Raw genomic sequence first — 24,666 nt, forward strand, 5'->3', positions numbered from 1 at the left:
GGTTGGCTGGGACAATTTCGTCCAATGACAGATTGCCCTAAGGTGCTTGCATGCAAGGACTGACCAAAGCCCAGGTGGACAAGGCCGAAGGGCGCGATTTCGCGCTCGGACCGGGTTCAAAACGGCCGCGCGACGCAGCGACCCTGATTCTACTCGATCGTAAGGGCGAGGACGTGCTCGTGCTCATGGGCAGGCGCCATGTAAACCATGCCTTCATGCCGGGAAAGTTTGTCTTCCCCGGCGGCCGCACCGATCCGGATGACGGGCGTGTGCCCGTAACCGATGCACTGGACCCGCAGGTGGAGGCCAAGCTGCTCTCCACGATTGCCCGTCGCAGCCTCACGCGCGCCCGCGCCATCGCGCTCTCCGCCATCCGCGAAACCTATGAAGAGGCCGGCCTCCTGATCGGCCGCAGAGGCCCCTTCGCCACCGCCAAGGCCGACTGGCAGGGTTTTGTCGAGCACGGCGTGCAGCCCTCCTTGCAGCCGCTGCGGCTCGTTGCACGAGCCATCACCCCACCGGGACGGGTGCGCCGATTCGACACGCGCTTCCTGGCGGCATGGCGCAGCGACGTTGCCGTGGAATTGCCCAACGGGGGCCCTACAAACGAACTCGAAGAACTCGTATGGCTTCCGCTCGACGAGGCGCGCCAGGCCGATATCCCGGCCATCACGAGGACCATATTGGAAGAACTTCAGCAGCGATTGACGACCGACCCGCTGCTCGGCCCCGGCGGACCCATTCCCTTCTACCGCATGGTCCGCAACAGTTTCGTCCGCGACATTTTCTGAAATTCATAGGCTAAACGATCCATGACAGGCAGCATCGAATCGCAAGCCTACGACATGCCCGTGCGCTGGTTGTCGATTTCGGCGGCCATCGCTTCCATCAGCGTGGTCGGAATTGCCATCGGGCTCGGCATGCCCTTGCTCAGCATAATTCTGGAATCGCGCGGCTACTCGGCCTCCATGATCGGCCTCAATACGGCCATCGCCGGCCTTGCCTCGATCACGGCCGCCCCCCTGGCTACGCCGCTTGCGGTGCGATTCGGCGTGGTGTGGACCATGCTCGCCATGATCCTGCTCGGCGCGCTGGCCTTCATGGGATTCTATTTCGCCCCGGCGTTCTGGATGTGGTTTCCGTTGCGCGTCATGCTGCACCTCGCCTTGACGGTGCTGTTCATCCTTTCAGAGTTCTGGATCAGCACCTCGGCGCCGCCGCATCGCCGCGGGCTGGTTCTCGGCATCTACGCGACCGTGCTTTCGCTCGGCTTCGCCGCCGGGCCCTGGCTGTTCTCGCAAATGGGCAGCGGCGGCTTCATGCCTTTCGGTACCGTGTTCGTGCTGGTCATGATCGCAGCGATTCCGGTCCTGGCAGCATGGCGGGAAAGCCCGAATATTACGCCGGAGGGCGGATCGAGCGGCTTCATCCGCTACATATGGATCGTGCCGACCGCCACGGCCGCCGTCCTGGTCTTCGGCGCGGTGGAGACCGGCGGTTTTGCGCTGTTTCCGGTGTTCGGCAACCGCATCGGCTATTCGGAGGGCGATGCCGCCCTGCTTCTGACCATGATCGGCCTGGGCAACGTGTTCATGCAGATTCCGCTCGGCATGATCTCCGACCGCGTCAATGACCGGCGTTACCTTCTGCTGATCTGTGCTGTCGTCGGCCTCGCCGGCATGATCCTTTTGCCCCACATCCAGGGCAACTGGTACGTGATGGCGGGTCTGCTGTTCCTCTGGGGCGGCGTGGTCGCAGCACTTTACACGATCGGGCTCGCCCATCTCGGCTCGCGGCTCTCCGGCCACGAGCTGGCCAACGCCAATGCCGCCTTCGTGCTCTGCTACGGATTCGGCATGATCCTCGGCCCGCAGGCGATTGGCATCGGCATGGACGCTATGGGCACCAACGGCTTTGCCTGGACGCTCGGCGCATTCTTCGCCGCCTACATTCTACTGGCCGGAAGCAGGCTCGTTCTTGGTGGGCGCTCTTGACTTTCTGCACACGTTCTTTATGTGTCGCGCCAAGTTTTCCGCATCCGGCCCTTTAGCCGTGGTCACGCGGCCCGAACCTCAAAGATAGACGGACGAACATCATGGCCAAAGCCGCAAACATCAAGATCAAGCTTCTTTCGACCGCCGACACCGGCTTCTTCTATGTGACGAGCAAGAACAGCCGCACCAAGACCGAGAAGCTGTCGTTCCGTAAGTACGACCCGGTCGCCAAGAAGCACGTCGAATTCAAGGAAACGAAGATCAAGTAATCTTCGATCCGGTAGAGACTTCGAAACGCCGCCCTCCGGGCGGCGTTTTCGTTTGTGCAAACATCGACGCCTGCGCGGACGCGGGATTGTGCGCGCGCCTAAAATGTTCGGGTGATTTGAGGGTGGTTGGGGGCCGGTCGACTATCTGGCAGCGGTACGAGGAGGCCACTGTGTGCCAGAGCCGACCGGCCGACCCCATGGACCCAGGAGATGCGGCGGACCTGAGCATCATGGGGTTACTGTGGGCGTCGAGCGCCTTTCAGTCTTGCTGGCTGCGACAGTTGCGCATGGCCAGCCGAAAATCAACCGTTTCTTAACCACGCCCGCCGAATCGAATGAATTAAGGTAAACCCGTAACCATTACAGGTTGATGCGGTCTTGCTGCCGCTACTCAGGCGGCTTTGGCGACCACGCGATTGCGCCCCGCCGACTTGGCCTCATAGAGGGCGACGTCGGCGCGCTTCATCATGTCGGCAACCGTGTCGGAGCCGCGTTTGAGCGACGACACGCCCACGCTGACGGTGACGTCGAGGGTCTGGCCGCCCTTGCCGACAGCAAACGGCGTGCTGGCGATTTCGGCCCGGATGCGCTCGGCAACCTTCTCGGCGATGTGGCCTTCGGTGTCGGGCATCACCACGACGAATTCTTCACCGCCGTAGCGGCAGGCGAGATCGATGCCGCGCACATTCTGGCGCAGCCGGCGGGCGAATTCGCGCAGCACATCGTCGCCGCCATCATGGCCGTAGGTGTCGTTAATCGACTTGAAGCGGTCGAGATCGGTGATCATCACCGAAAGCGAGCGGCGGCGCGCTACGGCGCGGTCGAACAGCGTCTGTAGGTGGCTGTCGAGATAGCGCCTGTTGTGCAGGCCGGTGAGACCGTCCGTTACGGCCATCTCGATCGTCTGGGCCACGCTGGCGCGCAGATGGTCGTTGTAGCGCTTGCGCCGCACCTGAGTGCGCAGCCGCGCCGTCAGCTCCTGCTGGTCGATGGGACGCACGAGATAGTCGTTGATGCCGAGCTCGAGGCCGCGAATGATGCGCTCTTCCTCGCCCAACTCAGCCAGAAGGACGATCGGCAGGAATCGCGTCCGGTCGAGCGAGCGCAACTGCGAGCAAAGCCGCAGCGGGTCGAAGTCGGTCAACGCCGTCGAAATCACCACGCAATCGTAAGAGGTTTCGGCAGCCTGGAAGAAGCCGCTGTGCGGATCGGTCGCCAGCTCGACATTCATGTTGCTGCGCAGCATCTTCTGGATGCGCTCGTAGGATGCCGGCCGCTCGTCGACCAGCAGCACGCGCGGCGCTTCCCCATCGTTCGGCAGGCCGCGGCTGAGCAGCTCCTCGATGCCGATATTGCGCGTGGTCGAAGCCCGCAGGCGAATCTCGTCGGTGAGCATCTTCAGCCGCACCAGGCTTTTGACCCGGGTCATGAGCTGCAGGTCGTTTACCGGCTTGGTCAGAAAATCGTCGGCGCCGGCCTCAAGGCCGCGAATACGGTCGGAGACCTGATCGAGCGCGGTAATCATGACGACCGGAATATGCGCGGTGGCCGGGTCGTTCTTCAGCCGGCGGCAGACCTCGAAGCCGTCCATATTGGGCATCATCACGTCGAGCAGCACGACATCGACCTTGCCGTTCTCGCAGGTTTCGATGGCGTCGGGACCGTTGGTGGCGGTCAGCACCTCGAAATATTCGGCGAGCAGCCGCACTTCCAGCAGCTTCACATTGGCAGGGATGTCGTCGACGACGAGGATGCGCGCGGTCATGGTCGTTACTGCCCGGACAAATGGTGACGCATGAGCATCATGCGTCTCCCAGATAGGATTTGATCGTCTCGATGAAGCGTGGCACCGAAATGGGCTTGGAGATGTAAGCCTCGCAGCCGCCCTGGCGGATACGCTCCTCGTCGCCCTTCATGGCGAAGGCCGTCACCGCAATGACGGGGATGACGTGGAGATCGTCGTCCTCCTTCAGCCACTTGGTCACTTCAAGGCCGGAAACCTCGGGAAGCTGGATATCCATCAGGATCAGGTCGGGCCGGTGGGCACGCGCCAGATCCAGCGCCTCGAGCCCGTTGCGCGTGCGCACGGTCTCGTAACCACTTGCCTCGATCAGGTCGCGGAAGAGCTTCATGTTGAGCTCGTTGTCCTCGACGATCATTACCTTCTTAGCCATTGAATTCCCGTCCCGAATGCCGATCGCGCGTTATCCAAAAACTCCTGCGCTGCCTGCCGATGGCACCAAACCCGCAGCAAGACTAGCGCAAGATCATTGACGAAACGGAAACCTCCGAGAGGTTTGCCGGTCATTCCTTTTCCTACACCATTTTTGCGACGACTGTCCGCCGCACTTGCCCGTGCGGTCTGCAATCGCTACTTCAAAACTGGTTTCACCCGGACAGGGAAATGTGGCGATGAGCAAGCAATCCGCGATACATGAAGGCGCCGAAGCCATCGCCATCCAGGCGCTCGGCTTTATCGCCTCCGACCCGGATCTGCTTCCACGCTTCCTGTCGATCACCGGCATAGAGGCCTCGGCCATACGCCATGCAGCCCGCGAGCCGGGCTTCCTGGCCGGCGTTCTGCAATTCGTGCTGGCGCATGAACCGACGCTGCTCAGTTTCTCGCAAGCCGCCAACATCGCGCCGGGCGAAGTAGGCAAGGCACTGAGGCATCTGCCATTGGGCGACGACAGCCACCAGACATCGATATGAGCGAAGATCAGGAAACAGCACGCCAGATCGCCGAACTGGCCCGCGACGACCGTCCGCTTCTCGTGCTGGACGTGGACGAGGTCGTGCTGGAATTCATCCAGCCCTTCACCGGCTTCATCGGCACGCAAGGACTAGAACTGAGGGCCGATTCGTTCCGGCTGCACGGCAACGTCTTCGACCTGGAGACGCAGGCGGCAATCGCCGACGAGCGCGTTTCGGCCCTGATCGAGGAGTTTTTCGTCGTCCAGGCCGATTGGCAGAGATGCCCGGAGGGCGCGACGGAGGCCATTGCGACGCTGGCCGAGCGCGCCGAGATCGTGATGCTGACAGCAATGCCGCACCGCCACCGGACAACGCGACGCTCCCTGCTCGACCGGCTCGGCTTCCCCTACCCGCTCCTAACCACGGAACGGGCCAAGGGCCCGGCGATCCAGCAGCTGCGCGGCGAGCATCCGCGCCCCGTGGCCTTCGTTGACGACATCGCGCACAATCTGGTTTCGGCCCGCGCTTGCGTGGCCGATGCGCATCTCTTCCACATCATGGCCCACAAGGGCCTGCGCGAACTGATGCCGCCGCTGCCGGAAGGCATCGTCGAGGTGGAGAACTGGCAGGAGGCGATGCCCAAGATCGCCATGGCGCTCGGCTTCTGACCTGCTTCAGATCGTCAGGCGCATCAGCGGACGTCCCGGCTTGCGTTCCGCCACCCGCTCGAAACCGGCCTTCTCGAACACGCGCGTCGAGCCGACATAGAGCCCAACCGAGCGCGAATCCTTCGATTCGGTCATCGGGCAGGCTTCCAGCAGCCGTGCGCCATTCTCCCGAGCGAAGCTGATTCCCGACTCGACCAGGCGATGGGTCAGCCCCTTGCCCCGGGCCGAATTGCGAATGAAGAAGCAGGAAATCGCCCATACCGCGGAGTCGGCCGCATCATTCGGCTCGACGGGCGTCGAAACCCTGCCCGCATTGTTCCACTCTGGCACGTCGGCGCGCGGGCCGATCTGCATCCAGCCCATGGCGACGCCGTCTTCAACCGCGAGCAAGCCGGGAGGAGGCCCTGATTCGATGCGCGCCTTGATGAATTCCTTGTTGCGGACGCGGTCGTTCTCGCGCCGCATTGCCGGCGGCAGGCGATAATGCGTGCACCAGCAGCCATAGCAGGCGCCCTGCTTGCCAAACAAATCCTCGAATTTCGGCCATAGATCGCCGGTAACCGGCATAATTGTCAGCACAGACATGCTCTCTCCCTCCTGCCGCTTGTGGGCGACGACCGGCTGCCATAAAATTGCGATGTTCCACTTATGTTCGCAGCGATGCCCACGCCTGTCAACGATCCGAGCCACGGTTTTTGCCGCGACTGCCTGACCCTTCAGCGCGGTTCCGGCCTGCGTTGCAGTGCCTGTGGCAGCCCGCGCCTGGCGCGCCATCCGGAGCTCTATTCGCTGCGCATCGCGCATATCGACTGCGACGCCTTCTATGCCGCCGTGGAAAAGCGCGACAACCCGGAGCTCAAGGACAAGCCGGTCATCATCGGCGGGGGAAAACGCGGCGTCGTCTCGACCGCCTGCTACATCGCCCGCATCCATGGCGTGCGATCGGCGATGCCCATGTTCAAGGCGCTGGAAGCCTGTCCAGAGGCGGTCGTGATAAAGCCCGACATGGAAAAATATGTGCGCGTCGGGCGCGAGGTACGCGCCATGATGCAGGCGCTGACCCCGCTGGTTGAGCCGCTATCGATCGACGAGGCATTTTTGGATCTGTCCGGCACCGAGCGGCTGCATGGCCGCCCGCCGGCGCTGGTACTGGCCCGCTTCACCCAGGCCGTGGAAAAGGAGATCGGCATCACCGTTTCCGCTGGCCTCTCCTACTGCAAGTTCCTCGCCAAGGTCGCCTCCGACTTCCGCAAGCCGCGCGGCTTTTCGATCATCGGCCAGGCCGAGGCCCTGGGCTTCCTCGCCGAGCAGCCGGTGACGATGATCTGGGGCGTCGGCAAGGCATTTGCGGCCACGCTGGAGCAGGACGGCATCCGCATGATCAGCCAGCTTCAGCGGATGGAGCGTGGCGAGCTGATGCGCCGCTACGGCACGATGGGCGACCGGCTCTACCGGCTGTCGCGCGGGCAGGACGAGCGCCGCGTGGTGCCCGACCACGACGCCAAGAGCGTGTCGGCAGAGACCACCTTCGACACCGACCTCGCCTCGGCGGCCGATCTAGTGCCGGTGCTGCGGGCGCTGTCGGAAAAAGTTTCGGCGCGGCTCAAGAAGGCCGGCATTGCCGGACGCACGGTGGTGCTGAAGCTCAAGACCTCCGACTTCAAGATTCGCACCCGCAACCGTCAGCTCGCCGATCCGACGCGGCTGGCCGACCGCATCTTCCAGACCGGCCTGCAACTGCTCGAAAAGGAAACCGACGGCACAAGGTACCGGCTCCTCGGCATCGGCGTCAGCGATCTCAGCGACGCCGACCGCGCCGACCCGCCGGACCTGGTCGATGTGCAGGCGCGCAAGCGCGCACTGGCCGAAGGCGCCATCGATGCGTTGCGCGACAAGTTCGGCAAAAAAGCCGTGGAGACCGGCTATACCTTCGGCAAGGGCCGCAACGCGCATCCACCGGAGGATGTGGAGCGCTGAGGCCTGATCTTGTCCGAAAAGCCTGCAACTTTTCGGGATCATGCTCTAGTTTGCGCCCGACAAAGTATCGGAGTGCAGAGGATTCGCGTGAAAGTAGCTGTTCGGTTCTGGCTCGCCGTGGCCTGCTTCGCGTCATTTCCCCTGTTCGCCCGTGCCGATTGGCAGGCGACCGAAAAGGTGCAGAGCTATGCCATCTCGGGCAAATCCGGCATTGAGCTCTATCGATCGATCGGCGAGCGCGGCCCCAAGGCCGGGCTGGTTCGCGCCATCGCGCACACCAATTTCACGCTGACCTGGTCGAGGAAATATGAACCGCAGCCGGATGGTTCCTGCATCCTCGCCTCTGCCCGGCCAAATCTGACAATCACCTATACGCTGCCCAAACCCGCCGAAAAGCTGCCGACTGCCGTCCGCGAAAAGTGGGAGGTCTTTGCCGCCGGCGTGCGCAAGCACGAGCTGGTGCATGGCGATCTCATCAAGGACCTGGTCAAGGCGATCGAGGCTGTGAGTGTTGGTCTGACCGTGGCGGACGATCCCAGGTGCAGCAAGATCAGGACCGAGCTGACGCTGAAACTGTCGGAACTTTCACTGGCACAGCGCCAGCGCAGCAGCGACTTCGACAAGGCGGAGATGAGCGACGGTGGCAATATCCACCAGTTGATCCTCACCCTGGTGAATGGGGAATAGGCAACGACGAGCTTTATCGACCGGTCATGCTAAACTGATCGCACACCTTGCGGAGTGGCGGCCATGATCGTTCAGGCATGCCTTAACGGCGCGCGATCGAAAGACTTTCATCCCCAACTGCCGTCTACTGCGGAGGCGATAGCGCGCCATGGCGCCGCCTGTGTCGACGCCGGCGCCGCCGAATTGCACTTCCACGCGCGAGCACCGGGCGGCCGCGAAAGCTTGCTGGCGGTGGACGCCACCACGCTCGCCGTTCGCCAGGCCTGCCCCGGCACGCTCATCGGGGTTTCGACCGGCGCGTGGATCGAGAAGGATGAGCAACGAACCCGCGATTGCATCATGGGTTGGAATGAGCTGCCCGACTACGCCTCGGTCAATCTGTCGGAGCCCGACGCTCCGGCCATCATGGACCTGCTTCGCCAGCGGGACGTTGGCATCGAGGCCGGGCTTGCTTCGGTCGCCGATGCGGAACGTTTCGTGGGTCTCAAGGACCACAGGCGTGTTCTTCGCGTCCTGATCGAGATCGAGGAGCAGGATCTTGGCATCGCGCGCCAGCTCGCCGATGGAATCGCCTTGGTGCTGGACCGCGCGGACGTAAGGCGCCCCATTCTTCTCCACGGCGTCGATGCCACGGTCTGGCAGTTCGTGGAGCTCGCACATCAAAGACGATGGTCGGCGCGCGTCGGTCTGGAAGATGGCGAGTATCTCCCGGACGGAACGACGGCGGCCGACAATGCGGCGCTGGTGGCTGCCGCGGTTGCGATTTTCCGCCAAGGCCGATGAGCCGAACGGCGATGACGCCCATCTCGCGCGTCATCGCCTTGATGCGTACAGCGTCGGGGAAGCGCTAAACCAGCTCCACCTCGACCACGCCCGGCACTGCGCGCATTGCCGAGGCGATCTGCGGCGAGATGCGGTAGCGGGTGGGCAATTCGACCTCGATCTCGCCCTGGGCATTGTCCTTGATGAGTACAAAACTCACCTGGCCCTCGCCCTTGGTGTTGAGCTGGTTGGCCACCATGTTGAGCGGCGAAGCGTCGCGCAGATAGACGCGCAATGCCTTCTGCACACGGCTTGCCTCGTCCTCAAGCGAATTCACCGTCTGGATGCGCAGATTGACGCCCTCGGGCCTGTTCTCCGCCGCGACAGTGACGACCACCGATTTACCCGGTTCGAGCAGATCGCGATATTGCGCGAGCGCTTCGGAGAACAGCACCGCCTCGTATTGGCCCGAGGTGTCCGAGAACATCACCACGCCCATCTTGTTGCCGGTGCGCGTCTTTCGCTCCTGCTTGGACGTCACTGTGCCGGCAAGACGTCCCGCGCTGGCGCCGCGCTTCACGGCGGCGGAAAAATCGGTCCAGGTCTGGACCCGCATCTTCTCCAGCACCGTCTTGTACTCGTCGAGCGGGTGGGCCGAGAGATAGAAGCCGACGACCTGAAATTCGCGGTGCAGCCGGTCGGCCGGCAGCCACGGCTCGGCGGCGGGCAGATGCAACTGCTTCTGCTTGCTGGCGGAGGCAGAGCCAAACATGTCTGTGATGCCGGCCGCGGCATCGGCTTGCGAGCGCGAGGCAAGGCCCATCATACGCTCCACGCCGGCCATCAGCGAGGCACGGTCGTGGCCGAAGCAATCCAGTGCACCGGCATTGATCAGGCTTTCGAAGACGCGCTTGCCGACAACCTTGGGGTCGATGCGTTCGCAAAAATCCTCGAGGTCCTCGAACGGCTTTTCGGCACGCTTGGCGACGATGTGATCGACTGCCGCCTCGCCCACGCCCTTGATTGCCGCAAGCGCGTAGTAGATGCGGTTTTCGCCCACCTCGAACGGACGATACGAGGTCCTGACCGACGGCGGCAACACCTCGATGCCCAGCCGCATCGCGTCCTGCCGGAAGTCCGACAGCTTGTCGGTGTTGGACATATCGTAGGTCATCGACGCGGCGAGGAATTCGACCGGGTAATGCGCCTTCAGATAGGCCGTCTGGTAGGAGACGATGGCGTAGGCGGCAGCGTGCGACTTGTTGAAGCCGTAGTCGGCGAACTTTGCGAGCAGGTCGAAGATGAAATCCGACTGCTGTTTGCTGACGCCCTTTTCCACAGCACCCGAGACGAAGCGCTCGCGCTGCTTGTCCATCTCGGCGCGGATCTTCTTACCCATGGCGCGGCGCAGAAGATCGGCTTCGCCGAGCGAGTAGCCGGCCAGTTCCTGCGCGATCTGCATGACCTGCTCCTGGTAGACGATAACCCCTTGGGTCTCCTTCACCAGATGGTCGATCATGGGATGGATGGAGGCGATCTCCTCCTCGCCATGCTTGCGGGCGTTGTAGATCGGGATGTTCTCCATCGGGCCCGGGCGGTAAAGCGCCACCAGCGCGATGATGTCCTCGACGCAGTCCGGCTTCATGCCGATCAGCGCCTTGCGCATGCCAGCACTTTCAACCTGGAAGATGCCGACCGTCTCGCCGCGCGACAGCATGGCGTAGGTCTTGGGATCGTCGAGCGGGATCTGCGCGAGATCGATGTCGACGCCGCGCCGGCTGATGAGCTTGACAGCGGTTTCCAGGACCGAGAGCGTCTTCAGGCCGAGGAAGTCGAACTTTACCAGCCCCGCCTGCTCGACATATTTCATGTTGAACTGGGTGACCGGCATGTCCGAGCGCGGATCGCGGTACATCGGCACCAGTTCCGACAGCGGGCGGTCGCCGATCACGATACCGGCGGCGTGCGTCGAGGCGTGCCGGAAGAGACCCTCGAGCTTCTGCGCGGTGTCGAGAAGGGTCTGGACGATCGGTTCCTTCTCGGCCTCCTCGGCAAAGCGCGGCTCGCCCTCGATCGCCTGGGCAAGCGTGACCGGATTGGCGGGGTTGGCCGGCACCATCTTGCACAGCCGGTCGACCTGGCCATAGGGCATTTGTAGTACGCGGCCAACGTCCCGTAGGACTGCACGCGCCTGAAGCGTACCGAAGGTGATGATCTGGCCGACCTGGTCGCGGCCATACTTGCCCTGAACGTAGCGGATCACCTCTTCGCGCCGGTCCTGGCAGAAGTCGATATCGAAGTCCGGCATCGACACGCGGTCGGGGTTGAGGAAGCGCTCGAACAGCAGCGAGAAACGCAGCGGGTCCACGTCTGTGATGGTGAGCGCGTAGGCGACCAGCGAACCCGCACCCGAGCCACGGCCCGGCCCGACCGGGATGCCCTGCGCCTTGGCCCATTTGATGAAGTCCGACACGATCAGGAAGTAGCCGGGGAACTTCATGCGCTGGATGATGCCGATCTCGAACTCCAGCCGCTCGCGATACTGCTCCTCGGTGAAACCGGGATAGAGGCCGCGCGTGGCGATGCGATTGGTCAGACCCTCGCGGGCCTGGCGCGCAAGCTCCTCGGACTCCGCCTTTTCAGCGGCTTCGGCATCGGCCACATCGGCGCCGGCGAAGCGCGGCAGGATCGGTTTCCGTGTCTGCGTATAGTAGGAGCAGCGCTGAGCGATCTCGATCGTGTTGTCGATCGCCTCGGGCAGATCGGCAAAAAGCTGCGACATCTCCTTCTGCGACTTGAGATAATTGTCCGGTGTCAGGCGCCGGCGGTTGTCCTCGGCCACGACCGAGCCCTCGGCGATGGCGATCAGTGCGTCATGCGCCTCGTAGTCGTCGCGTTTGGGGAAAAACGACTCGTTGGTGGCGACCAGTGGCAGCCGCTGACGGTAGGCCAGCTCGATCGTGGCGGCCTCGACGGCCTTGTCGTAGCCGACCAGGCGTTCCAGCTCGACATAGAGGCGGTCGCCAAACATTCCCTGCAAGACTAGCAGCCGGCTTTCCGCAAGTTCGGCATGGCCTGCCTTGATCGCAGCCCCGATCGGTCCGCGCGGCCCGCCGCTGAGGCAGATGATGCCTTCGGACAGATTGCCGATCCAGTCGAGCTTGGCATGCACGGGCTCGCCCGAAGGCGTTTCCAGATAGGCGCGGCTGACGATGCGGACCAGATTGGCGTAGCCGATCTCGGTCGCGGCGATCAGCACCAGCGAATGCAGCTCGACGCCCTGCTTGCGGGGGCCGTCATCGTTGCTGTCACCGAAATCGACAGCAAGCAGGCAGCCGACCACCGGCTGCACGCCATCCTTGGTGGCCTTTTGGGCAAATTCCAGCGCCCCGAACAGGTTGTTGGTGTCGGTGACGGCGATGGCCGGCGCCTCGTCCTTGACGGCATGTCCGACGATCTTGCCGACCGGCAGCGCGCCTTCCAACAGCGAATAGGCCGAATGCACGCGCAGATGGACGAAAGGTCGCGTCGGCGCTTCGGGTATCGAAGTCGCGACACCGGGCTTCGATGCAAGGGCACTCCGCAGAATCGGGTCGCGCGGCGGTCGTTCGCTGGTCATCGGCACTTCATTTCGAGAGTCGGGTCTGGCCATTGTCGCCAATGAAAATGGCCGGGTCGAGTCCCAACAGGTAGCGATCACAGGAAGGTGGTTCAACTCCGCCGAAGGCCTGGGATAATCTGAGCCATTATCGTTTCGGGCAATGCCTGGCGTTCGCAATTGCACAATTCCGCCTTCGCAATTGCACAAATATGTGCCAGTGAGCGCCTCGCTTACGCCGAGAAGGAGGAGTCATGAGCGTATCTGGACAAGTGCGCGCGGTGACGCCGCCGCAAGTGGTTGCCGCCAAGGGCGGAACGCCGCTGGTCTGCCTGACCGCCTACACCACCCCGATGGCTAGGCTTGTCGACGCCCATTGCGACATCGCACTGGTCGGCGACAGCGTGGGCATGGTGTTGCATGGCCTGCCGTCGACGCTTGGCGTTACTCTCGAGATGATGATCATGCACGGCAAGGCGGTGCGGCGCGGGCTGGAACGCGCGCTCATGGTCGTGGACATGCCCTTCGGCAGCTATGAGGAAGGCCCAGACCAGGCTTTTCGCAATGCCGCCCGTGTGATGGCTGAGACGGGCTGCGCGGCGGTGAAGCTCGAGGGCGGCGAGACGATGGCCGAGACGATCCGCTTCCTGACCGGTCGCGGCATTCCCGTCATGGCCCATGTCGGCCTCACCCCGCAGGCCGTCAACACCTTCGGCGGCTACACCGTGCAGGGGCGCGGCGAAGCCGGCGACAGGGTATTGCGCGACGCCAAGGCCGTCGCAGAGGCCGGCGCTTTCTCGGTCGTGCTGGAAAAAGTGCCGGAGTCGCTCGCTGGCCGGATCACCAAAGAGGTCGCCGTTCCCACCATCGGCATCGGCGCCTCAGCCGCATGCGACGGGCAGGTGCTCGTGACCGACGACATGCTGGGCATGTTCACCGACTTCCGGCCGAAATTCGTCAAGCGCTATGCCGAACTGGGCAACGAGGCGGCATCGGCGATCGAGGCCTATGCGGCGGAGGTGCGGGCACGGGTTTTCCCGGCCGCGGAACATGTGTTCGGTGACACGCCCAAGGCAGCCCTCAAGGGAGACACCCAATGAGCGTTCCTATCGTCCGCACCTTGGCCGAGCTTCGCGCGACCGTCGCCGGGTGGCGGCGCGAAGGCGCGAAAGTTGCGGTCGTGCCGACCATGGGCGCTCTTCACGAAGGGCATCTCAGCCTCGTACGCGCCGCACTTGCGAGAGCCGACCGGGTGATCGTCACGCTCTTCGTCAATCCAAAACAGTTCAATAGCGCCGCCGATCTTGCCGCCTATCCGCGCACGGAAAACGAGGACGCGGCAAAACTCGTCCCAGTCGGTGCGCATGTGCTCTACGCCCCCAACGCCGAAGAGATTTATCCCGAAGGTTTTGCCACCTCGGTTTCGGTGAGCGGCGTCAGCGAAGGCCTGTGCGGCGCGTTCCGGCCGGGCCATTTCGACGGCGTGGCGACGGTCGTCGCCAAGCTGTTCCTGCAGACCCGCGCTGATGTGGCCCTGTTCGGCGAGAAGGACTACCAGCAGCTCCACGTGGTCAAGCGCATGGCGCGCGATCTCGACATCCCAATCGAGGTCGTCGGCTGCCCGACGGTGCGCGAGGCCGACGGGCTGGCGATGTCGTCGCGAAATGTGCGGCTGTCGCAAGCCGAGCGTGCGGTTGCATCAAAGCTGCCCCAAATCCTGTTCGCAACCGCCGAGCGCCTCTCCACGGGGGAACCGGTTGCGCCGGCACTGGAGGAAGCGAAAGGTGCCATCCTGGCCGCAGGCTTCGGCGAGGTCGAGTATCTGGAATTGCGCGCAGCGGCCGATCTCTCGCCGCTGAACCGTCTCGACCGCCCTGCCCGGCTGCTGGTCGCGGCGTGGCTGGGCGACACGCGCCTCATCGACAATGTCGAGGTGAGCGCTGCTCGTTCGAATTGAGATTTTCCGCGCCGGGCCGAAGTCAGGCGCGGCACTCGCTCATGCGAATTCCATGATCACCGCATCAACCGCCAGGCTATCGCCCGGCTTGGCGACGATTTTTTCTACCGTCAGGTCGCGGTCTGCGCGGAGAACATTCTCCATCTTCATCGCCTCGACCACGGCCAGGGTCTCGCCTGCCTTGACCTCCTGCCCTTCGGTTACGGCGATGGAGACGACCAACCCAGGCATCGGGCAAAGCAGCAGGTTCGACGTATCCGGCGCGACCTTTACCGGCATCAGCTGATCGAGAGCGGCCGTGCGCGGCAGCATGGTGCGCGTCGTCACCGACAGGCCCCGCCAGGCGATGCGGACGCCGTTGAGAATGGGTCGAATCTGGGCGGCAACCACGCGGCCGCCAACCGTTCCGCGCCACACCGGCTCGCCGGGGCGCCAATCGGAGGTAACGGTCTGCGGGGCGCTGCCGGCGACCGAGAGATCGATTTCCATCGGGATCGAAACCATACCCTCGCCGATGGATACCGGGATATATTCGTCGTCCAGGCGCACCACCCATTCGGGCTTCAGCAGGCCCGAATGCGGCGCCAACCGGCCGGTCAGCCGGTCGAGTCGATCGCGACGCAGCAGCTCGGTCACGGTGGCGACGCAAGCCAGCACTGCCTTTTCCTCTTCATTCGGCTTCATCGGCGCAAAGCCGTCGGGATATTCCTCGGCAATGAAGCCGGTGGAAAGCCGCCCCTCGCGCCAGCGCGGATGCTGCATCAAGGCTGACAGGAATGGGATATTGTGCTCGATGCCGTCGACCACGAACTCGTCCAGCGCTTCCGACATGGCGTCGATGGCTTCAAGCCGCGTCGGCGCCCAGGTGCAGAGCTTGGCGATCATCGGGTCGTAAAACATCGAGATTTCCGAGCCTTCCGTCACGCCCGTGTCGTTACGGACGACAACGTCGCCGAACTCGCCCTCTTCCGGCGGAAGGTAGCGGGTGAGCCTGCCTATCGACGGCAGGAAGTTGCGGTACGGATCCTCGGCATAGAGTCGGCTTTCCACCGCCCAGCCATTGAGTTTCACGTCGTCCTGCCGGATTGCCAAGTGCTCGCCGGCGGCGATGCGGATCATCTGCTCGACCAGATCGACGCCGGTGACGAGCTCGGTCACCGGATGCTCCACCTGCAGGCGCGTGTTCATTTCGAGGAAATAAAAGTTGCGGTCGCGGTCGACGATGAACTCCACCGTGCCGGCGCTCTGGTAGTCGACCGCCCTGGCCAGCGCCACAGCCTGCTCGCCCATGGCCTTGCGGGTTTTCTCGTCCAGGAAGGGCGACGGCGCCTCCTCGACGACCTTCTGGTTGCGGCGCTGGATCGAGCATTCACGCTCGCCGAGGTAGATGGCATTGCCATGCGCGTCGGCCAGCACCTGGATCTCGATATGGCGCGGGTCGACAATGAATTTTTCGATGAAGACGCGATCGTCGCCGAATGAGCTCTTTGCTTCGGACCGGGCGCGTTCAAAACCGTCGCGCACCTCGCCCTTGTCCCAGGCGATGCGCATGCCCTTGCCGCCGCCGCCGGCCGAGGCCTTGATCATCACCGGATAGCCGATCTCGCCGGCGATCCGCTCGGCATGGTCGGCATTTTCGATCACGCCGAGATAGCCCGGGACGGTGCTGACCCTCGCGTCATTGGCAAACTTCTTCGATTCGATCTTGTCGCCCATGGCGCGAATGGCCTTGGGTTTTGGGCCGATGAAGACGATACCCTCCTTCTCCAGCGCCTCGCAGAAGGAAGCGCGCTCGGAAAGAAAGCCGTAGCCGGGATGCACCGCCTCGGCGCCGGTCGCCTTGCAGGCCTCGATGATATTTTCCGCCACCAGATAGCTCTGCGCCGCCGGCGCCGGGCCGATATGCACCGCCTCATCGGCCATTTCTACGTGCACGGCATCGCGGTCCGCATCCGAATAGACGGCGACCGTGGCGATGCCCATTCGCCGGGCCGACTTGATGACGCGGCAGGCGATCTCGCCGCGATTGGCGATCAGTATCTTCTTGAACATGGAGGTACTTTTCCTCTGATGGCCGGACTGTTTTATGGACTATCCGGCCGTGCCTCAAGGGGCGGCTTCGCGGGCCCCGGACCTCAAAAGTGCTTGTCGCGCTCGAAGGGGCCGAAGCGCACGCCCGAATTGACCAGATAGGCCGCGGTCCAACCCACGATCAGAAGGCCGGTCACCCCCTCGAGAGAAGACAGCAGACGCCATGTCTTGGCTGGGGCCGCATCGTTGAAGCCGATGGTCGCGAAGGTGGATGCCGAAAAATAGAAGGCCGTATCGAAATCCTGGAACGCGCCGACCATGCGCATTCCCGCTGCCCATATCGCGATCTCCACGGCCACCAAGAGGAACAATCCCAAGGCGAGCAAGGCCATAGCGACGACCGTCTCGCCCTGCTTCCCGTTCAGCACAGGGTGGGCCAGAAGGAACGAAACCATATGGGTGAGCGCGATGAGACCGGCGGCATGGACCAGAAACGTGATGACGTCAAAAACCGTCGCAAGTGCGAGATTTGCCAGCATCCAGAAACCTATAGGGTAGAAGTTGGCCCTGCTATGGCAAAGCAGGGACATTTCGCCTAATCAGGCTAGGGCGCGGCAAAGCGCCTGCAACTGAAATTTTGAGATCGATTACCCCAGGAGGAATTGCCTGATGAAGACTCGTGCCGCAGTGGCCGTGGCCGCCGGAAAGCCGCTGGAGATCATGGAAGTCGACCTGGAAGGCCCGCGCGAGGGCGAAGTCCTCGTCGAGATCAAGGCGACCGGCATTTGCCACACCGACGAGTTCACCCTGTCGGGCGCCGATCCGGAAGGCATCTTCCCGGCGATTCTCGGCCATGAGGGCGCCGGCGTCGTGGTCGATGTCGGCAAGGGCGTCACCTCGCTCAAGAAGGGCGACCATGTCATCCCGCTCTACACGCCCGAGTGCCGCACCTGCCCGTCCTGCCTCAGCCGCAAGACCAACCTGTGTACCGCCATCCGCTCGACCCAGGGCCAGGGCCTGATGCCCGACGGCAGCAGCCGCTTCTCGATCGGCAAGGACAAGATCTTCCACTACATGGGCTGCTCGACCTTCTCGAACTTCACCGTGCTGCCGGAGATCGCGCTGGCCAAGGTCAACCCCGACGCGCCCTTCGACAAGATCTGCTACATCGGCTGCGGCGTCACCACCGGCATCGGCGCCGTGATCAACACGGCCAAGGTGGAGATCGGCGCGACCGCGATCGTCTTCGGCCTCGGCGGCATCGGCCTCAACGTCATCCAGGGCCTGCGCCTTGCCGGCGCCGACATGATCATCGGCGTCGATCTCAACAATGAGAAGAAGGAATGGGGCGAGCGCTTCGGCATGACGCACTTCGTCAACCCGAAGGAAGTTGACGGCGACATCGTGCCTTACCTGGTCAACATGACCAAGCGCGGTGCCGACCAGATCGGCGGCGCCGACTACACCTTCGACTGCACGGGCAACACCAAGGTCATGCGACAGGCGCTCGAATCGTCGCATCGCGGCTGGGGTGAATCGATCATCATCGGCGTTGCCGGCGCCGGCCAGGAGATCTCGACCCGTCCGTTCCAGCTCGTTACCGGCCGTACCTGGAAGGGCACGGCCTTCGGCGGCGCGCGCGGCCGCACCGACGTGCCGAAGATCGTCGACTGGTACATGGAGGGCAAGATCCAGATCGATCCGATGATCACCCACACCATGCCGCTGGAAGACATCAACAAGGGCTTCGACCTGATGAACCAAGGCAAGTCGATCCGCTCCGTCGTGGTCTACTAAGCAGAAACAGCGCCATGCCGGACCCGATCATCTATGTCGATGCCGACGCCTGCCCGGTGAAGGCGGAAGCCGAGAAGGTCGCGGACCGGCTGGGGCTTGTGGTCACCTTCGTGTCCAACGGGGGCTTGCGCCCCTCGCGCGATCCGATGGTGCGCCACGTGGTCGTTTCCAAGGGCGCGGATGCCGCCGACGACTGGATCGTCGAGCATGCGCGCCCCAACGACATTGTCGTGACGGCCGACATTCCATTGGCCGCACGCACCGTGGCGCTCGGCACGCATGTGCTGGGCGTCACCGGAAAACCCTTTACGCCCGAAACGATCGGCATGGCCGTAGCCATGCGGGACCTGAAGCAGCACCTGCGCGAGACCGGCGAGAGCAAGGGCTACAACGCCTCTTTTACCCCGCAGGATCGTTCGCGCTTCCTGGGCGCGCTCGACCAGATGGCACGGCGCGCCTTGGAGGCCGCCCATGGAGAAGGGGACATGAAATGAAGCCATTCGGCCGCCATGTGATCTTCCTGCTCAGCGCCGCCGCCGGGGTGATCGCCTTTGTCATTGCTCTGGTGCTGAAACATCCGCTGTCCTATTCGATCGGCGCGAATGTCTATTTCATCTCCTACATCGCCCTGGTGCTGCGACAGATGCCGCATCTGACGCCCGACTTCCTGAGCCGGCGCGCTCAGCAGGCGGACGAGCCGGTCTGGATCATCTTCCTGGTGACATTCGCGGTGGTGTGCGTCGCGATCGGATCGCTCTTCGTGCTGATGAATGCGAAACAGATTCCGCATCCGTACTGGCTTGCCTTTTCGATGCTTTCGCTGCCGCTTGGCTGGTTCACCATCCACTGCATGGCAGCGCTGCACTACGCCAACCTCTACTGGAGGGGCGACAACGCCGAATCGAGTGACGTGCGGAGCAGGAAGCCAGCCGGCGGGCTGCAGTTCCCAGGCACCGAGCGACCCTGCGGCTGGGATTTTCTATACTTCTCCGTCGTCATCGGCATGACCGCCCAGACCTCCGATACCGGGGTCACGACGACGATCATGCGCACGACTGCGATAGTTCATTCGATCATCTCGTTTTTCTACAACACGGTGATCGTCGCGGCAGCCGTCAACCTCGTCGTTGCGCTGGCGAGCTAATCTGAAAGGCATTTTTTGATGAAAACCATTTCCACCGCGAAGTCCCATGGCGGCGTCCAGGGCGTCTATTCCCATGCCTCAGAGGCCTGCGCCTGCGACATGACCTTCGCCGTGTTCGTGCCGCCGCAGGCCAAGGACGGCCCCTGCCCGGTCGTCTGGTATCTGTCGGGCCTCACCTGCACGCATCAGAACGTGATGGACAAGGGCGAGTACCGTCGTCTCGCCGCCGAACTCGGCCTCATCATCGTTTGCCCGGACACCAGCCCGCGCGGCGAAACCGTTCCGGACGAGAAGGACAACTGGCAGTTCGGCTGCGGCGCCGGCTTCTATCTCGACGCCCCGCAGGCGCCGTTCTCGACCAATTACCGCATGTATTCCTATATCACCGAGGAGCTGCCGGCCCTTATCGCGAAGGAATTCCCCGCGGATATGACGCGCCAGGCGATCTTCGGCCACTCCATGGGCGGCCATGGCGCGCTGACCATCGCCTTGAAGAACCCGGAGCGTTTCAAGAGCTGCTCGGCCTTCGCGCCGATCACCCGGCCGATGGTCGCCGGCTGGTCCAAGCCCGCCTTCGAAAAATATCTCGGTGCCGACGAGGCCGTATGGCGCGCCTATGACGCCGTCGCCCTGATCGAAGACGGCAAGCGTTTTCCCGAGTTCCTGGTCGACCAGGGATCGGCCGATGGCTTCCTCGAAGACGGTCTGCGTCCCTGGCTGCTGGACGAGGCCTGCAAGGCGGCCGGAATCCCACTCAATCTGAACATGCGCGAAGGCTACGATCACTCGTATTTCTTCATCTCGACCTTCATGGACGACCACCTTCGCTGGCACGCCGAAAGGCTCGCCGGGTAACACCTCCGTCGCGACATTGTCATTGTCGCGACGAAACCCGTGAATGCTCATTTGCCTGGGCTGTTGTATTATCCTCCGACAACATGGCGGGAGCCCGCGCGTCGGGAGGTCCAGGCAGATGAAGAGCGCATCGTTCACGGAAGCGCAGCCCAGCGCGGAGCCTGCGCCGGTAAAGATTGGCAATGTGATCTATCGCCAGTCGGCCTGGACCCGCCTCACCCATTGGATCTGGGCCATTGCCATTTTCTTCCTGCTGCTGAGCGGCCTGCAGATCTTCAACGCGCATCCGGCACTCTATATCGGCCAGCAGTCGGGCTTCGGCTTCGACAACAGCGTGCTGCGGTTCTCAGCCGAGGACACGGCGAACGGTCCGAAGGGCTATACGACTCTTTTCGGGCACCGCTTCGACACGACCGGCGTGTTGGGCCTTTCCGGACCCGCAACCGACCGCGAAGCGCGCGGCTTTCCCAGCTGGGCGACGATCCCTTCCTATCAGGACCTCGCGACCGGTCGGGTGATCCATTTCTTCTTCGCCTGGGTGCTGTCCATCACGCTGCTGCTCTGGCTGATCGCCAGCCTGGTCAACGGGCACATACGCCGTGACCTCGCGCCGCGCGGCGAAGACATCAGGCACCTGCCGCGGGACATTGCCGATCATGCGCGGCTGCGCTTCCACCATACGGGCCGCTACAACACGCTGCAGAAATTTTCGTACGGCATCGTGCTGTTCATCCTCTTGCCGCTGATGATCCTGACCGGCCTTGCGATGTCGCCGAGCATGGACACGGTGATCCCATTCCTGACCGACGTGCTGGGTGGTCGGCAGACGGCGCGCACCATCCATTTCACGGTCATGGCGCTGCTGGTTCTCTTCTTCGTCGTGCACATCGTCATGGTGCTGGCCGCCGGCCCGATCAACGAACTGCGCTCGATCATCACCGGCTGGTACCGGACCGATCCGCCGACCGGCGAGAAGGAGACGTGACAATGCCGGGATTTCGCATCAACCGCCGCCGCTTCCTGACCGGCGCCGCTCTCGGCGCCTCGGGAATAGCACTTTCCGGCTGCGATGCCTTCAATTCGGTCTCCGACACCGACAACAAGGTGCGCCATGTGCTGGAGCGCGCCAACGACCTGACCTATCGTGTGCAGCGCCTGCTTGGCGGCCGCAACTCGCTGGCGCAGGAATACACCGAGGCCGATATCCGCCAGCCGCAGCGCCCCAATGGCGTCACTTCGCCCGATGACGACAACTACAAAGGCCTGCTTGCAAACGACTTCGCCGACTGGCGGCTGGAGGTAACCGGCCTGGTCGAAAAGCCGCTTTCACTCTCGCGCGAACAACTGATGGCCATGCCTTCGCGCACCCAGATCACCCGCCACGACTGCGTCGAGGGCTGGAGCTGCATTGCCAAATGGACAGGCGTGCCGCTGTCGCTGGTGCTGGACGAGGCCAAGGTCAAGCTGGAGGCACGCTATGCGGTGTTCCATTGCCTCGACAATATCGATCAGGATGAGGAGGGCGCGGTCAAATATTACGGCTCGGTCGACCTGATCGACGCGCGCCACCCGCAGACTATCCTTGCCTATGGCCTGAACGGTGGCCCGCTGCCGGTCGAGAATGGCGCGCCGCTGCGCGTGCGGGTAGAGCGCCAGCTCGGCTACAAGATGCCGAAATACCTCAGCAAGATCGAGCTGGTCGAAAGCTATGACGACATTGGAGAAGGCCGCGGCGGCTATTGGGAAGACCGCGGCTATGACTGGTATGGCGGTATCTGAAGAGACGCCCGATTCGCGCATCCACGCTGATTCCGCGTGCTTCAGAAAGCTCCCCTAAAGACAGGCGTTTACACGATTTTATCGGCGCAAACTTGCCATTGCGGCACCCCTCCTCCATGCTTGCTGCACCGCACACAATTCCTAGTGCGGCGGTAACCGAGCAAACCACAGGAGGCAGATCGGGTGTCCGACACCACGAATATCTATGACGAAATCCCGGACTTCGACACAATCGGCGGCCGCCTTTGCAGGGCGCGGGACGCCAGCACAATGAGCGTCAAGCAGCTTGCCCTGCGGCTCGGCGTCAAAACCTCAACCATCAAGGCCTGGGAGAGCGACCGTTCGCAGCCCGGCGCGCATCGCCTCAACACGCTCTGCGGACTTCTGAGCGTGAGCGTATCCTGGGTGCTTCACGGTGTGGGCGCAGCCCCCGTGGAAGCCGAAGACGAGGACGAGGACGAGGACATCAAGGCTCTCGGCTCGCAACTCGACAAGCTCCGGCACCTGCATGCCGAAACCGGCAATCTCATCCGCCGGCTGCAGAACGACATGGATCGTCTGGCAACAAACTGAGCCGTAGAACAGGTCAAGAAATTCAAGGTATTTCCGGCCCGGCTGACATCAAATTCGCGTTCCCGTCGCATGGGGCGTGACAAAGTGTCGGCCATGGGCTAGCTATGAGTCGTCTAGGGTTTGGAAACGGATCCTACCTGTTTGCGGGAGAGAACAGCGTAAGCTGTCGCCGAAGGGGAAATCGCCCGAAATCTCTCAGGCAAAAGAACCGTCAGCAGGAAAGACACTCTGGAAAGTCGGGACTAGTTCCCGCGCCGAAGGTGTAAGCGTCGCCGACAGAGTTCCGGTTGCGCGAGTCTCTCAGGCTTCAGACAGAGGGGCACGGAATGGCCGCCGTTAGCGGCCGCTTGCGTGCGACTCTGGAGATGTCATGACGGGCGCCACCACCAGGAACCTTCCTCTCGAGGATTTGCATCGTGCTGCGGGAGCGCGCTTTGGCGCCTTCGCCGGCTGGTCGATGCCACTTACCTACCCCGCCGGCGTGATGGCCGAGCACCAGCACACGCGCGAGCATGTCGGCCTGTTCGACATCTCGCACATGAAGCTCATCGAAGTTTCCGGCCCGGATGCGGCAGCATTGCTGTCCAAAGCCTGCCCGCTCGATGCGGCTGCACTCGCAGAGCGCCAGTCGAAATACACCTTCCTGCTCAACGAACAGGCCGGAATCATCGACGACCTGATCATCACCCGGCTCGGTGCCCAGCGCTTCATGGTGGTCGCCAATGCCGGTAATGCTGCGCTGGATGAGGCGCATCTGCGCAAACTTGCCACGGGTCTTACCTGCACCATCAACCCGCTCGACCGGGTTTTCCTCGCCATCCAGGGCCCTGACGCCTGGGCCGCGCTCGCGCGCGCCGGCATCGAAACCGGCGAACTGGTGTTCATGCATGGTTTCGAGCCGCGCAAGGACTGGTTCATGAGCCGCTCCGGCTACACCGGCGAGGACGGCTTTGAGATCGGCCTGCCGGAGGCGGATGCCCGCAAGCTGCTCGAGACGCTGCTTTCCGACGACCGCGTCATGTGGGTGGGCCTCGCGGCCCGCGACAGCCTGCGACTGGAAGCCGGGCTCTGCCTGCACGGCCAGGACATCACCGACGAGATCAACCCGGTGGACGCCGGGCTGATGTGGGCCATCACCAAGGACGTACGTGCCAACGGCCAGTTTGTGGGCGCCGAGGCGCTGCGTGCGGCAATCGAGAAAGGCGCAGCCGAAAAGCGCGTCGGCCTGAAGCCCCAGGGCCGCCAGCCGGTGCGCGCCGGCGCCCAACTTATCGATGAAGCCGGCAACCCGGCCGGGCGCGTCACCTCCGGCGGTTTTGGGCCGTCGGTCGGTGCGCCGGTGGCCATGGGCTACGTCTCGGCGCCGCTTGCCAAAGCCGAAACCAAACTCTTCGCCGACGTGCGTGGCACGAAGGTTCCCGTCGATATCCACCCAATGCCCTTCACGCAGCATCGCTATCGCAAAGGATGAATTTCTCATGGCAACTACCTATTTTACCGACGACCACGAATGGGTCCGCGTTGAGGGCGGTGTCGCGACCGTCGGCATAACCGACTATGCGCAGGAACAGCTCGGCGACCTGGTCTTCGTGGAACTGCCCGAGAAGGGCCGCAAGCTGGCCAAGGGCGACGTCGCCGTCGTTGTCGAATCCGTCAAGGCGGCATCCGACGTCTACGCGCCGGTCGACGGAGAGATCATCGAAGCCAATGAAGCGCTGTCCTCCGATCCGGCGCTGGTGAATTCCGCCGCCACCGGAGACGGCTGGCTGTGGAAGATGAAACTGGCCGACGAAGGCCAGCTCAAGGGCCTGCTCGACGAGGCAGGCTACAAAGCTCTTATCGGCTGAGCATGATCCCGAAAAGTTGCAGACTTTTCGGACA

Annotated in this window: 25 protein-coding genes and 1 riboswitch; of the genes, 19 read left to right on the top strand and 6 right to left on the bottom strand. The window is 63.1% G+C overall.

Annotation, left to right across the window (positions count from 1 at the left end; all coding sequences use genetic code 11):
- Window positions 1-50 precede the first annotated feature (50 nt).
- From M2281_RS00275 to rpmG, 3 genes are all read left to right on the top strand, one after another.
- Window positions 51-791 (top strand): NUDIX hydrolase, encoded by a 741-nt coding sequence (locus tag M2281_RS00275; RefSeq protein ID WP_280819106.1) that lies wholly within the window; start codon window positions 51-53, stop codon window positions 789-791.
- Between the two features lie 60 nt (window positions 792-851).
- A complete protein-coding gene (locus M2281_RS00280; protein ID WP_280821060.1) occupies window positions 852-1,994 on the top strand; it encodes an MFS transporter in 1,143 nt (380 codons plus the stop codon).
- A 101-nt stretch (window positions 1,995-2,095) separates the two neighbouring features.
- On the top strand, window positions 2,096-2,263 hold the full coding sequence (rpmG, locus tag M2281_RS00285) for a 50S ribosomal protein L33 (protein ID WP_019173400.1): 168 nt from the start codon (window positions 2,096-2,098) through the stop codon (window positions 2,261-2,263).
- Between the two features lie 391 nt (window positions 2,264-2,654).
- Here rpmG and M2281_RS00290 read toward each other — a convergent pair whose 3' ends face one another.
- Both M2281_RS00290 and M2281_RS00295 read right to left on the bottom strand, forming a co-directional pair.
- A complete protein-coding gene (locus tag M2281_RS00290; RefSeq protein WP_280819107.1) occupies window positions 2,655-4,028 on the bottom strand; it encodes a PleD family two-component system response regulator in 1,374 nt (457 codons plus the stop codon).
- A 37-nt stretch (window positions 4,029-4,065) separates the two neighbouring features.
- On the bottom strand, window positions 4,066-4,422 hold the full coding sequence (locus M2281_RS00295; RefSeq protein ID WP_280821061.1) for a response regulator: 357 nt from the start codon (window positions 4,420-4,422) through the stop codon (window positions 4,066-4,068).
- A gap of 253 nt (window positions 4,423-4,675) precedes the next feature.
- Here M2281_RS00295 and M2281_RS00300 point away from each other — a divergent pair, with 253 nt between their 5' ends.
- Both M2281_RS00300 and M2281_RS00305 read left to right on the top strand, forming a co-directional pair.
- Complete coding sequence (locus M2281_RS00300) at window positions 4,676-4,975, top strand: DUF3572 domain-containing protein (protein ID WP_280819108.1); 300 nt, start codon at window positions 4,676-4,678, stop codon at window positions 4,973-4,975.
- Complete coding sequence (locus M2281_RS00305) at window positions 4,972-5,625, top strand: hypothetical protein (protein WP_280819109.1); 654 nt, start codon at window positions 4,972-4,974, stop codon at window positions 5,623-5,625. Before M2281_RS00300 ends, M2281_RS00305 begins: the two co-directional genes overlap by 4 nt.
- Before the next feature lie 6 nt (window positions 5,626-5,631).
- On the opposite strand, the gene M2281_RS00310 is transcribed toward M2281_RS00305, so the two are convergent.
- On the bottom strand, window positions 5,632-6,210 hold the full coding sequence (locus M2281_RS00310) for a GNAT family N-acetyltransferase (RefSeq protein WP_280819110.1): 579 nt from the start codon (window positions 6,208-6,210) through the stop codon (window positions 5,632-5,634).
- Window positions 6,211-6,273: 63 nt separating this feature from the next.
- Between M2281_RS00310 and M2281_RS00315 the strand changes: the two genes are divergently transcribed.
- From M2281_RS00315 to M2281_RS00325, 3 genes are all read left to right on the top strand, one after another.
- Window positions 6,274-7,602 carry a DNA polymerase IV gene (locus M2281_RS00315; protein ID WP_280819111.1) on the top strand — a complete coding sequence of 443 codons (1,329 nt, stop codon included), beginning with the start codon at window positions 6,274-6,276 and terminating at the stop codon, window positions 7,600-7,602.
- Between the two features lie 87 nt (window positions 7,603-7,689).
- On the top strand, window positions 7,690-8,289 hold the full coding sequence (locus tag M2281_RS00320; RefSeq protein ID WP_280819112.1) for a DUF922 domain-containing Zn-dependent protease: 600 nt from the start codon (window positions 7,690-7,692) through the stop codon (window positions 8,287-8,289).
- A 63-nt stretch (window positions 8,290-8,352) separates the two neighbouring features.
- Complete coding sequence (locus M2281_RS00325) at window positions 8,353-9,072, top strand: 3-keto-5-aminohexanoate cleavage protein (protein WP_280819113.1); 720 nt, start codon at window positions 8,353-8,355, stop codon at window positions 9,070-9,072.
- Between the two features lie 64 nt (window positions 9,073-9,136).
- Here M2281_RS00325 and dnaE read toward each other — a convergent pair whose 3' ends face one another.
- Window positions 9,137-12,670, bottom strand: a complete 3,534-nt coding sequence (gene dnaE, locus M2281_RS00330; protein ID WP_280819114.1) for a DNA polymerase III subunit alpha — start codon at window positions 12,668-12,670, stop codon at window positions 9,137-9,139.
- A 233-nt stretch (window positions 12,671-12,903) separates the two neighbouring features.
- Here dnaE and panB point away from each other — a divergent pair, with 233 nt between their 5' ends.
- Window positions 12,904-13,749: a 3-methyl-2-oxobutanoate hydroxymethyltransferase gene (gene panB / locus M2281_RS00335; RefSeq protein ID WP_280819115.1), complete on the top strand. Its 846-nt coding sequence runs from the start codon at window positions 12,904-12,906 to the stop codon at window positions 13,747-13,749.
- Window positions 13,746-14,606 carry a pantoate--beta-alanine ligase gene (panC, locus tag M2281_RS00340; RefSeq protein WP_280819116.1) on the top strand — a complete coding sequence of 287 codons (861 nt, stop codon included), beginning with the start codon at window positions 13,746-13,748 and terminating at the stop codon, window positions 14,604-14,606. The genes panB and panC overlap by 4 nt, the downstream gene beginning before the upstream one ends.
- 39 nt (window positions 14,607-14,645) lie before the next feature.
- On the opposite strand, the gene M2281_RS00345 is transcribed toward panC, so the two are convergent.
- Both M2281_RS00345 and M2281_RS00350 read right to left on the bottom strand, forming a co-directional pair.
- Window positions 14,646-16,658 carry an acetyl/propionyl/methylcrotonyl-CoA carboxylase subunit alpha gene (locus tag M2281_RS00345; RefSeq protein ID WP_280819117.1) on the bottom strand — a complete coding sequence of 671 codons (2,013 nt, stop codon included), beginning with the start codon at window positions 16,656-16,658 and terminating at the stop codon, window positions 14,646-14,648.
- 83 nt (window positions 16,659-16,741) lie between these two features.
- On the bottom strand, window positions 16,742-17,176 hold the full coding sequence (locus M2281_RS00350; protein WP_280819118.1) for an ion channel: 435 nt from the start codon (window positions 17,174-17,176) through the stop codon (window positions 16,742-16,744).
- A 130-nt stretch (window positions 17,177-17,306) separates the two neighbouring features.
- Here M2281_RS00350 and M2281_RS00355 point away from each other — a divergent pair, with 130 nt between their 5' ends.
- The 9 genes from M2281_RS00355 to gcvH all read left to right on the top strand — a co-directional run bounded on the left by M2281_RS00355 (window position 17,307) and on the right by gcvH (window position 24,632).
- On the top strand, window positions 17,307-18,434 hold the full coding sequence (locus M2281_RS00355; RefSeq protein ID WP_280819119.1) for an S-(hydroxymethyl)glutathione dehydrogenase/class III alcohol dehydrogenase: 1,128 nt from the start codon (window positions 17,307-17,309) through the stop codon (window positions 18,432-18,434).
- A 14-nt stretch (window positions 18,435-18,448) separates the two neighbouring features.
- The gene (locus M2281_RS00360) at window positions 18,449-18,928 is read left to right on the top strand and encodes a YaiI/YqxD family protein (protein WP_280819120.1); all 480 of its coding nucleotides are present in this window, start codon (window positions 18,449-18,451) and stop codon (window positions 18,926-18,928) included.
- Entirely contained in the window at window positions 18,925-19,578 is a 654-nt protein-coding gene (locus M2281_RS00365) for a DUF1345 domain-containing protein (RefSeq protein WP_280819121.1), read from the top strand. Before M2281_RS00360 ends, M2281_RS00365 begins: the two co-directional genes overlap by 4 nt.
- Window positions 19,579-19,596: 18 nt before the next feature.
- Window positions 19,597-20,433: an S-formylglutathione hydrolase gene (gene fghA / locus M2281_RS00370; RefSeq protein WP_280819122.1), complete on the top strand. Its 837-nt coding sequence runs from the start codon at window positions 19,597-19,599 to the stop codon at window positions 20,431-20,433.
- A gap of 175 nt (window positions 20,434-20,608) precedes the next feature.
- Window positions 20,609-21,418, top strand: a complete 810-nt coding sequence (locus M2281_RS00375) for a cytochrome b/b6 domain-containing protein (RefSeq protein WP_280821062.1) — start codon at window positions 20,609-20,611, stop codon at window positions 21,416-21,418.
- 2 nt (window positions 21,419-21,420) lie between these two features.
- On the top strand, window positions 21,421-22,212 hold the full coding sequence (locus tag M2281_RS00380; RefSeq protein ID WP_280819123.1) for a molybdopterin-binding protein: 792 nt from the start codon (window positions 21,421-21,423) through the stop codon (window positions 22,210-22,212).
- A gap of 183 nt (window positions 22,213-22,395) precedes the next feature.
- Entirely contained in the window at window positions 22,396-22,785 is a 390-nt protein-coding gene (locus M2281_RS00385) for a helix-turn-helix domain-containing protein (RefSeq protein WP_280819124.1), read from the top strand.
- Window positions 22,786-22,919: 134 nt separating this feature from the next.
- Window positions 22,920-23,006: riboswitch (glycine riboswitch) on the top strand.
- 149 nt (window positions 23,007-23,155) lie between these two features.
- Window positions 23,156-24,256: a glycine cleavage system aminomethyltransferase GcvT gene (gcvT, locus tag M2281_RS00390; protein ID WP_280819125.1), complete on the top strand. Its 1,101-nt coding sequence runs from the start codon at window positions 23,156-23,158 to the stop codon at window positions 24,254-24,256.
- A 7-nt stretch (window positions 24,257-24,263) separates the two neighbouring features.
- A complete protein-coding gene (gcvH, locus tag M2281_RS00395; RefSeq protein WP_280819126.1) occupies window positions 24,264-24,632 on the top strand; it encodes a glycine cleavage system protein GcvH in 369 nt (122 codons plus the stop codon).
- The last annotated feature ends 34 nt before the right edge of the window (window positions 24,633-24,666 follow it).

The organism is Pseudaminobacter soli (ex Li et al. 2025) (assembly GCF_029892515.1).
In the GTDB taxonomy this organism is placed as follows: domain Bacteria; phylum Pseudomonadota; class Alphaproteobacteria; order Rhizobiales; family Rhizobiaceae; genus Pseudaminobacter; species Pseudaminobacter soli_A.

Excerpts from the sequence above, each read along its gene's own strand:
- M2281_RS00360 (WP_280819120.1), top strand. The coding sequence starts at position 18,449 with ATGCCGGACCCGATCATCTATGTCGATGCCGACGCCTGCCCGGTGAAG.
- M2281_RS00355 (WP_280819119.1), top strand. The coding sequence starts at position 17,307 with ATGAAGACTCGTGCCGCAGTGGCCGTGGCCGCCGGAAAGCCGCTGGAG.
- M2281_RS00300 (WP_280819108.1), top strand. The coding sequence starts at position 4,676 with ATGAGCAAGCAATCCGCGATACATGAAGGCGCCGAAGCCATCGCCATC.
- gcvT (WP_280819125.1), top strand. The coding sequence starts at position 23,156 with ATGACGGGCGCCACCACCAGGAACCTTCCTCTCGAGGATTTGCATCGT.
- dnaE (WP_280819114.1), bottom strand. The coding sequence starts at position 12,670 with ATGACCAGCGAACGACCGCCGCGCGACCCGATTCTGCGGAGTGCCCTT.
- M2281_RS00345 (WP_280819117.1), bottom strand. The coding sequence starts at position 16,658 with ATGTTCAAGAAGATACTGATCGCCAATCGCGGCGAGATCGCCTGCCGC.
- M2281_RS00365 (WP_280819121.1), top strand. The coding sequence starts at position 18,925 with ATGAAGCCATTCGGCCGCCATGTGATCTTCCTGCTCAGCGCCGCCGCC.
- M2281_RS00275 (WP_280819106.1), top strand. The coding sequence starts at position 51 with ATGCAAGGACTGACCAAAGCCCAGGTGGACAAGGCCGAAGGGCGCGAT.
- rpmG (WP_019173400.1), top strand. The coding sequence starts at position 2,096 with ATGGCCAAAGCCGCAAACATCAAGATCAAGCTTCTTTCGACCGCCGAC.
- M2281_RS00310 (WP_280819110.1), bottom strand. The coding sequence starts at position 6,210 with ATGTCTGTGCTGACAATTATGCCGGTTACCGGCGATCTATGGCCGAAA.
- gcvH (WP_280819126.1), top strand. The coding sequence starts at position 24,264 with ATGGCAACTACCTATTTTACCGACGACCACGAATGGGTCCGCGTTGAG.
- M2281_RS00295 (WP_280821061.1), bottom strand. The coding sequence starts at position 4,422 with ATGATCGTCGAGGACAACGAGCTCAACATGAAGCTCTTCCGCGACCTG.
- M2281_RS00315 (WP_280819111.1), top strand. The coding sequence starts at position 6,274 with ATGTTCGCAGCGATGCCCACGCCTGTCAACGATCCGAGCCACGGTTTT.
- M2281_RS00380 (WP_280819123.1), top strand. The coding sequence starts at position 21,421 with ATGCCGGGATTTCGCATCAACCGCCGCCGCTTCCTGACCGGCGCCGCT.
- M2281_RS00350 (WP_280819118.1), bottom strand. The coding sequence starts at position 17,176 with ATGCTGGCAAATCTCGCACTTGCGACGGTTTTTGACGTCATCACGTTT.
- panC (WP_280819116.1), top strand. The coding sequence starts at position 13,746 with ATGAGCGTTCCTATCGTCCGCACCTTGGCCGAGCTTCGCGCGACCGTC.
- M2281_RS00290 (WP_280819107.1), bottom strand. The coding sequence starts at position 4,028 with ATGACCGCGCGCATCCTCGTCGTCGACGACATCCCTGCCAATGTGAAG.
- M2281_RS00325 (WP_280819113.1), top strand. The coding sequence starts at position 8,353 with ATGATCGTTCAGGCATGCCTTAACGGCGCGCGATCGAAAGACTTTCAT.
- M2281_RS00305 (WP_280819109.1), top strand. The coding sequence starts at position 4,972 with ATGAGCGAAGATCAGGAAACAGCACGCCAGATCGCCGAACTGGCCCGC.
- fghA (WP_280819122.1), top strand. The coding sequence starts at position 19,597 with ATGAAAACCATTTCCACCGCGAAGTCCCATGGCGGCGTCCAGGGCGTC.
- panB (WP_280819115.1), top strand. The coding sequence starts at position 12,904 with ATGAGCGTATCTGGACAAGTGCGCGCGGTGACGCCGCCGCAAGTGGTT.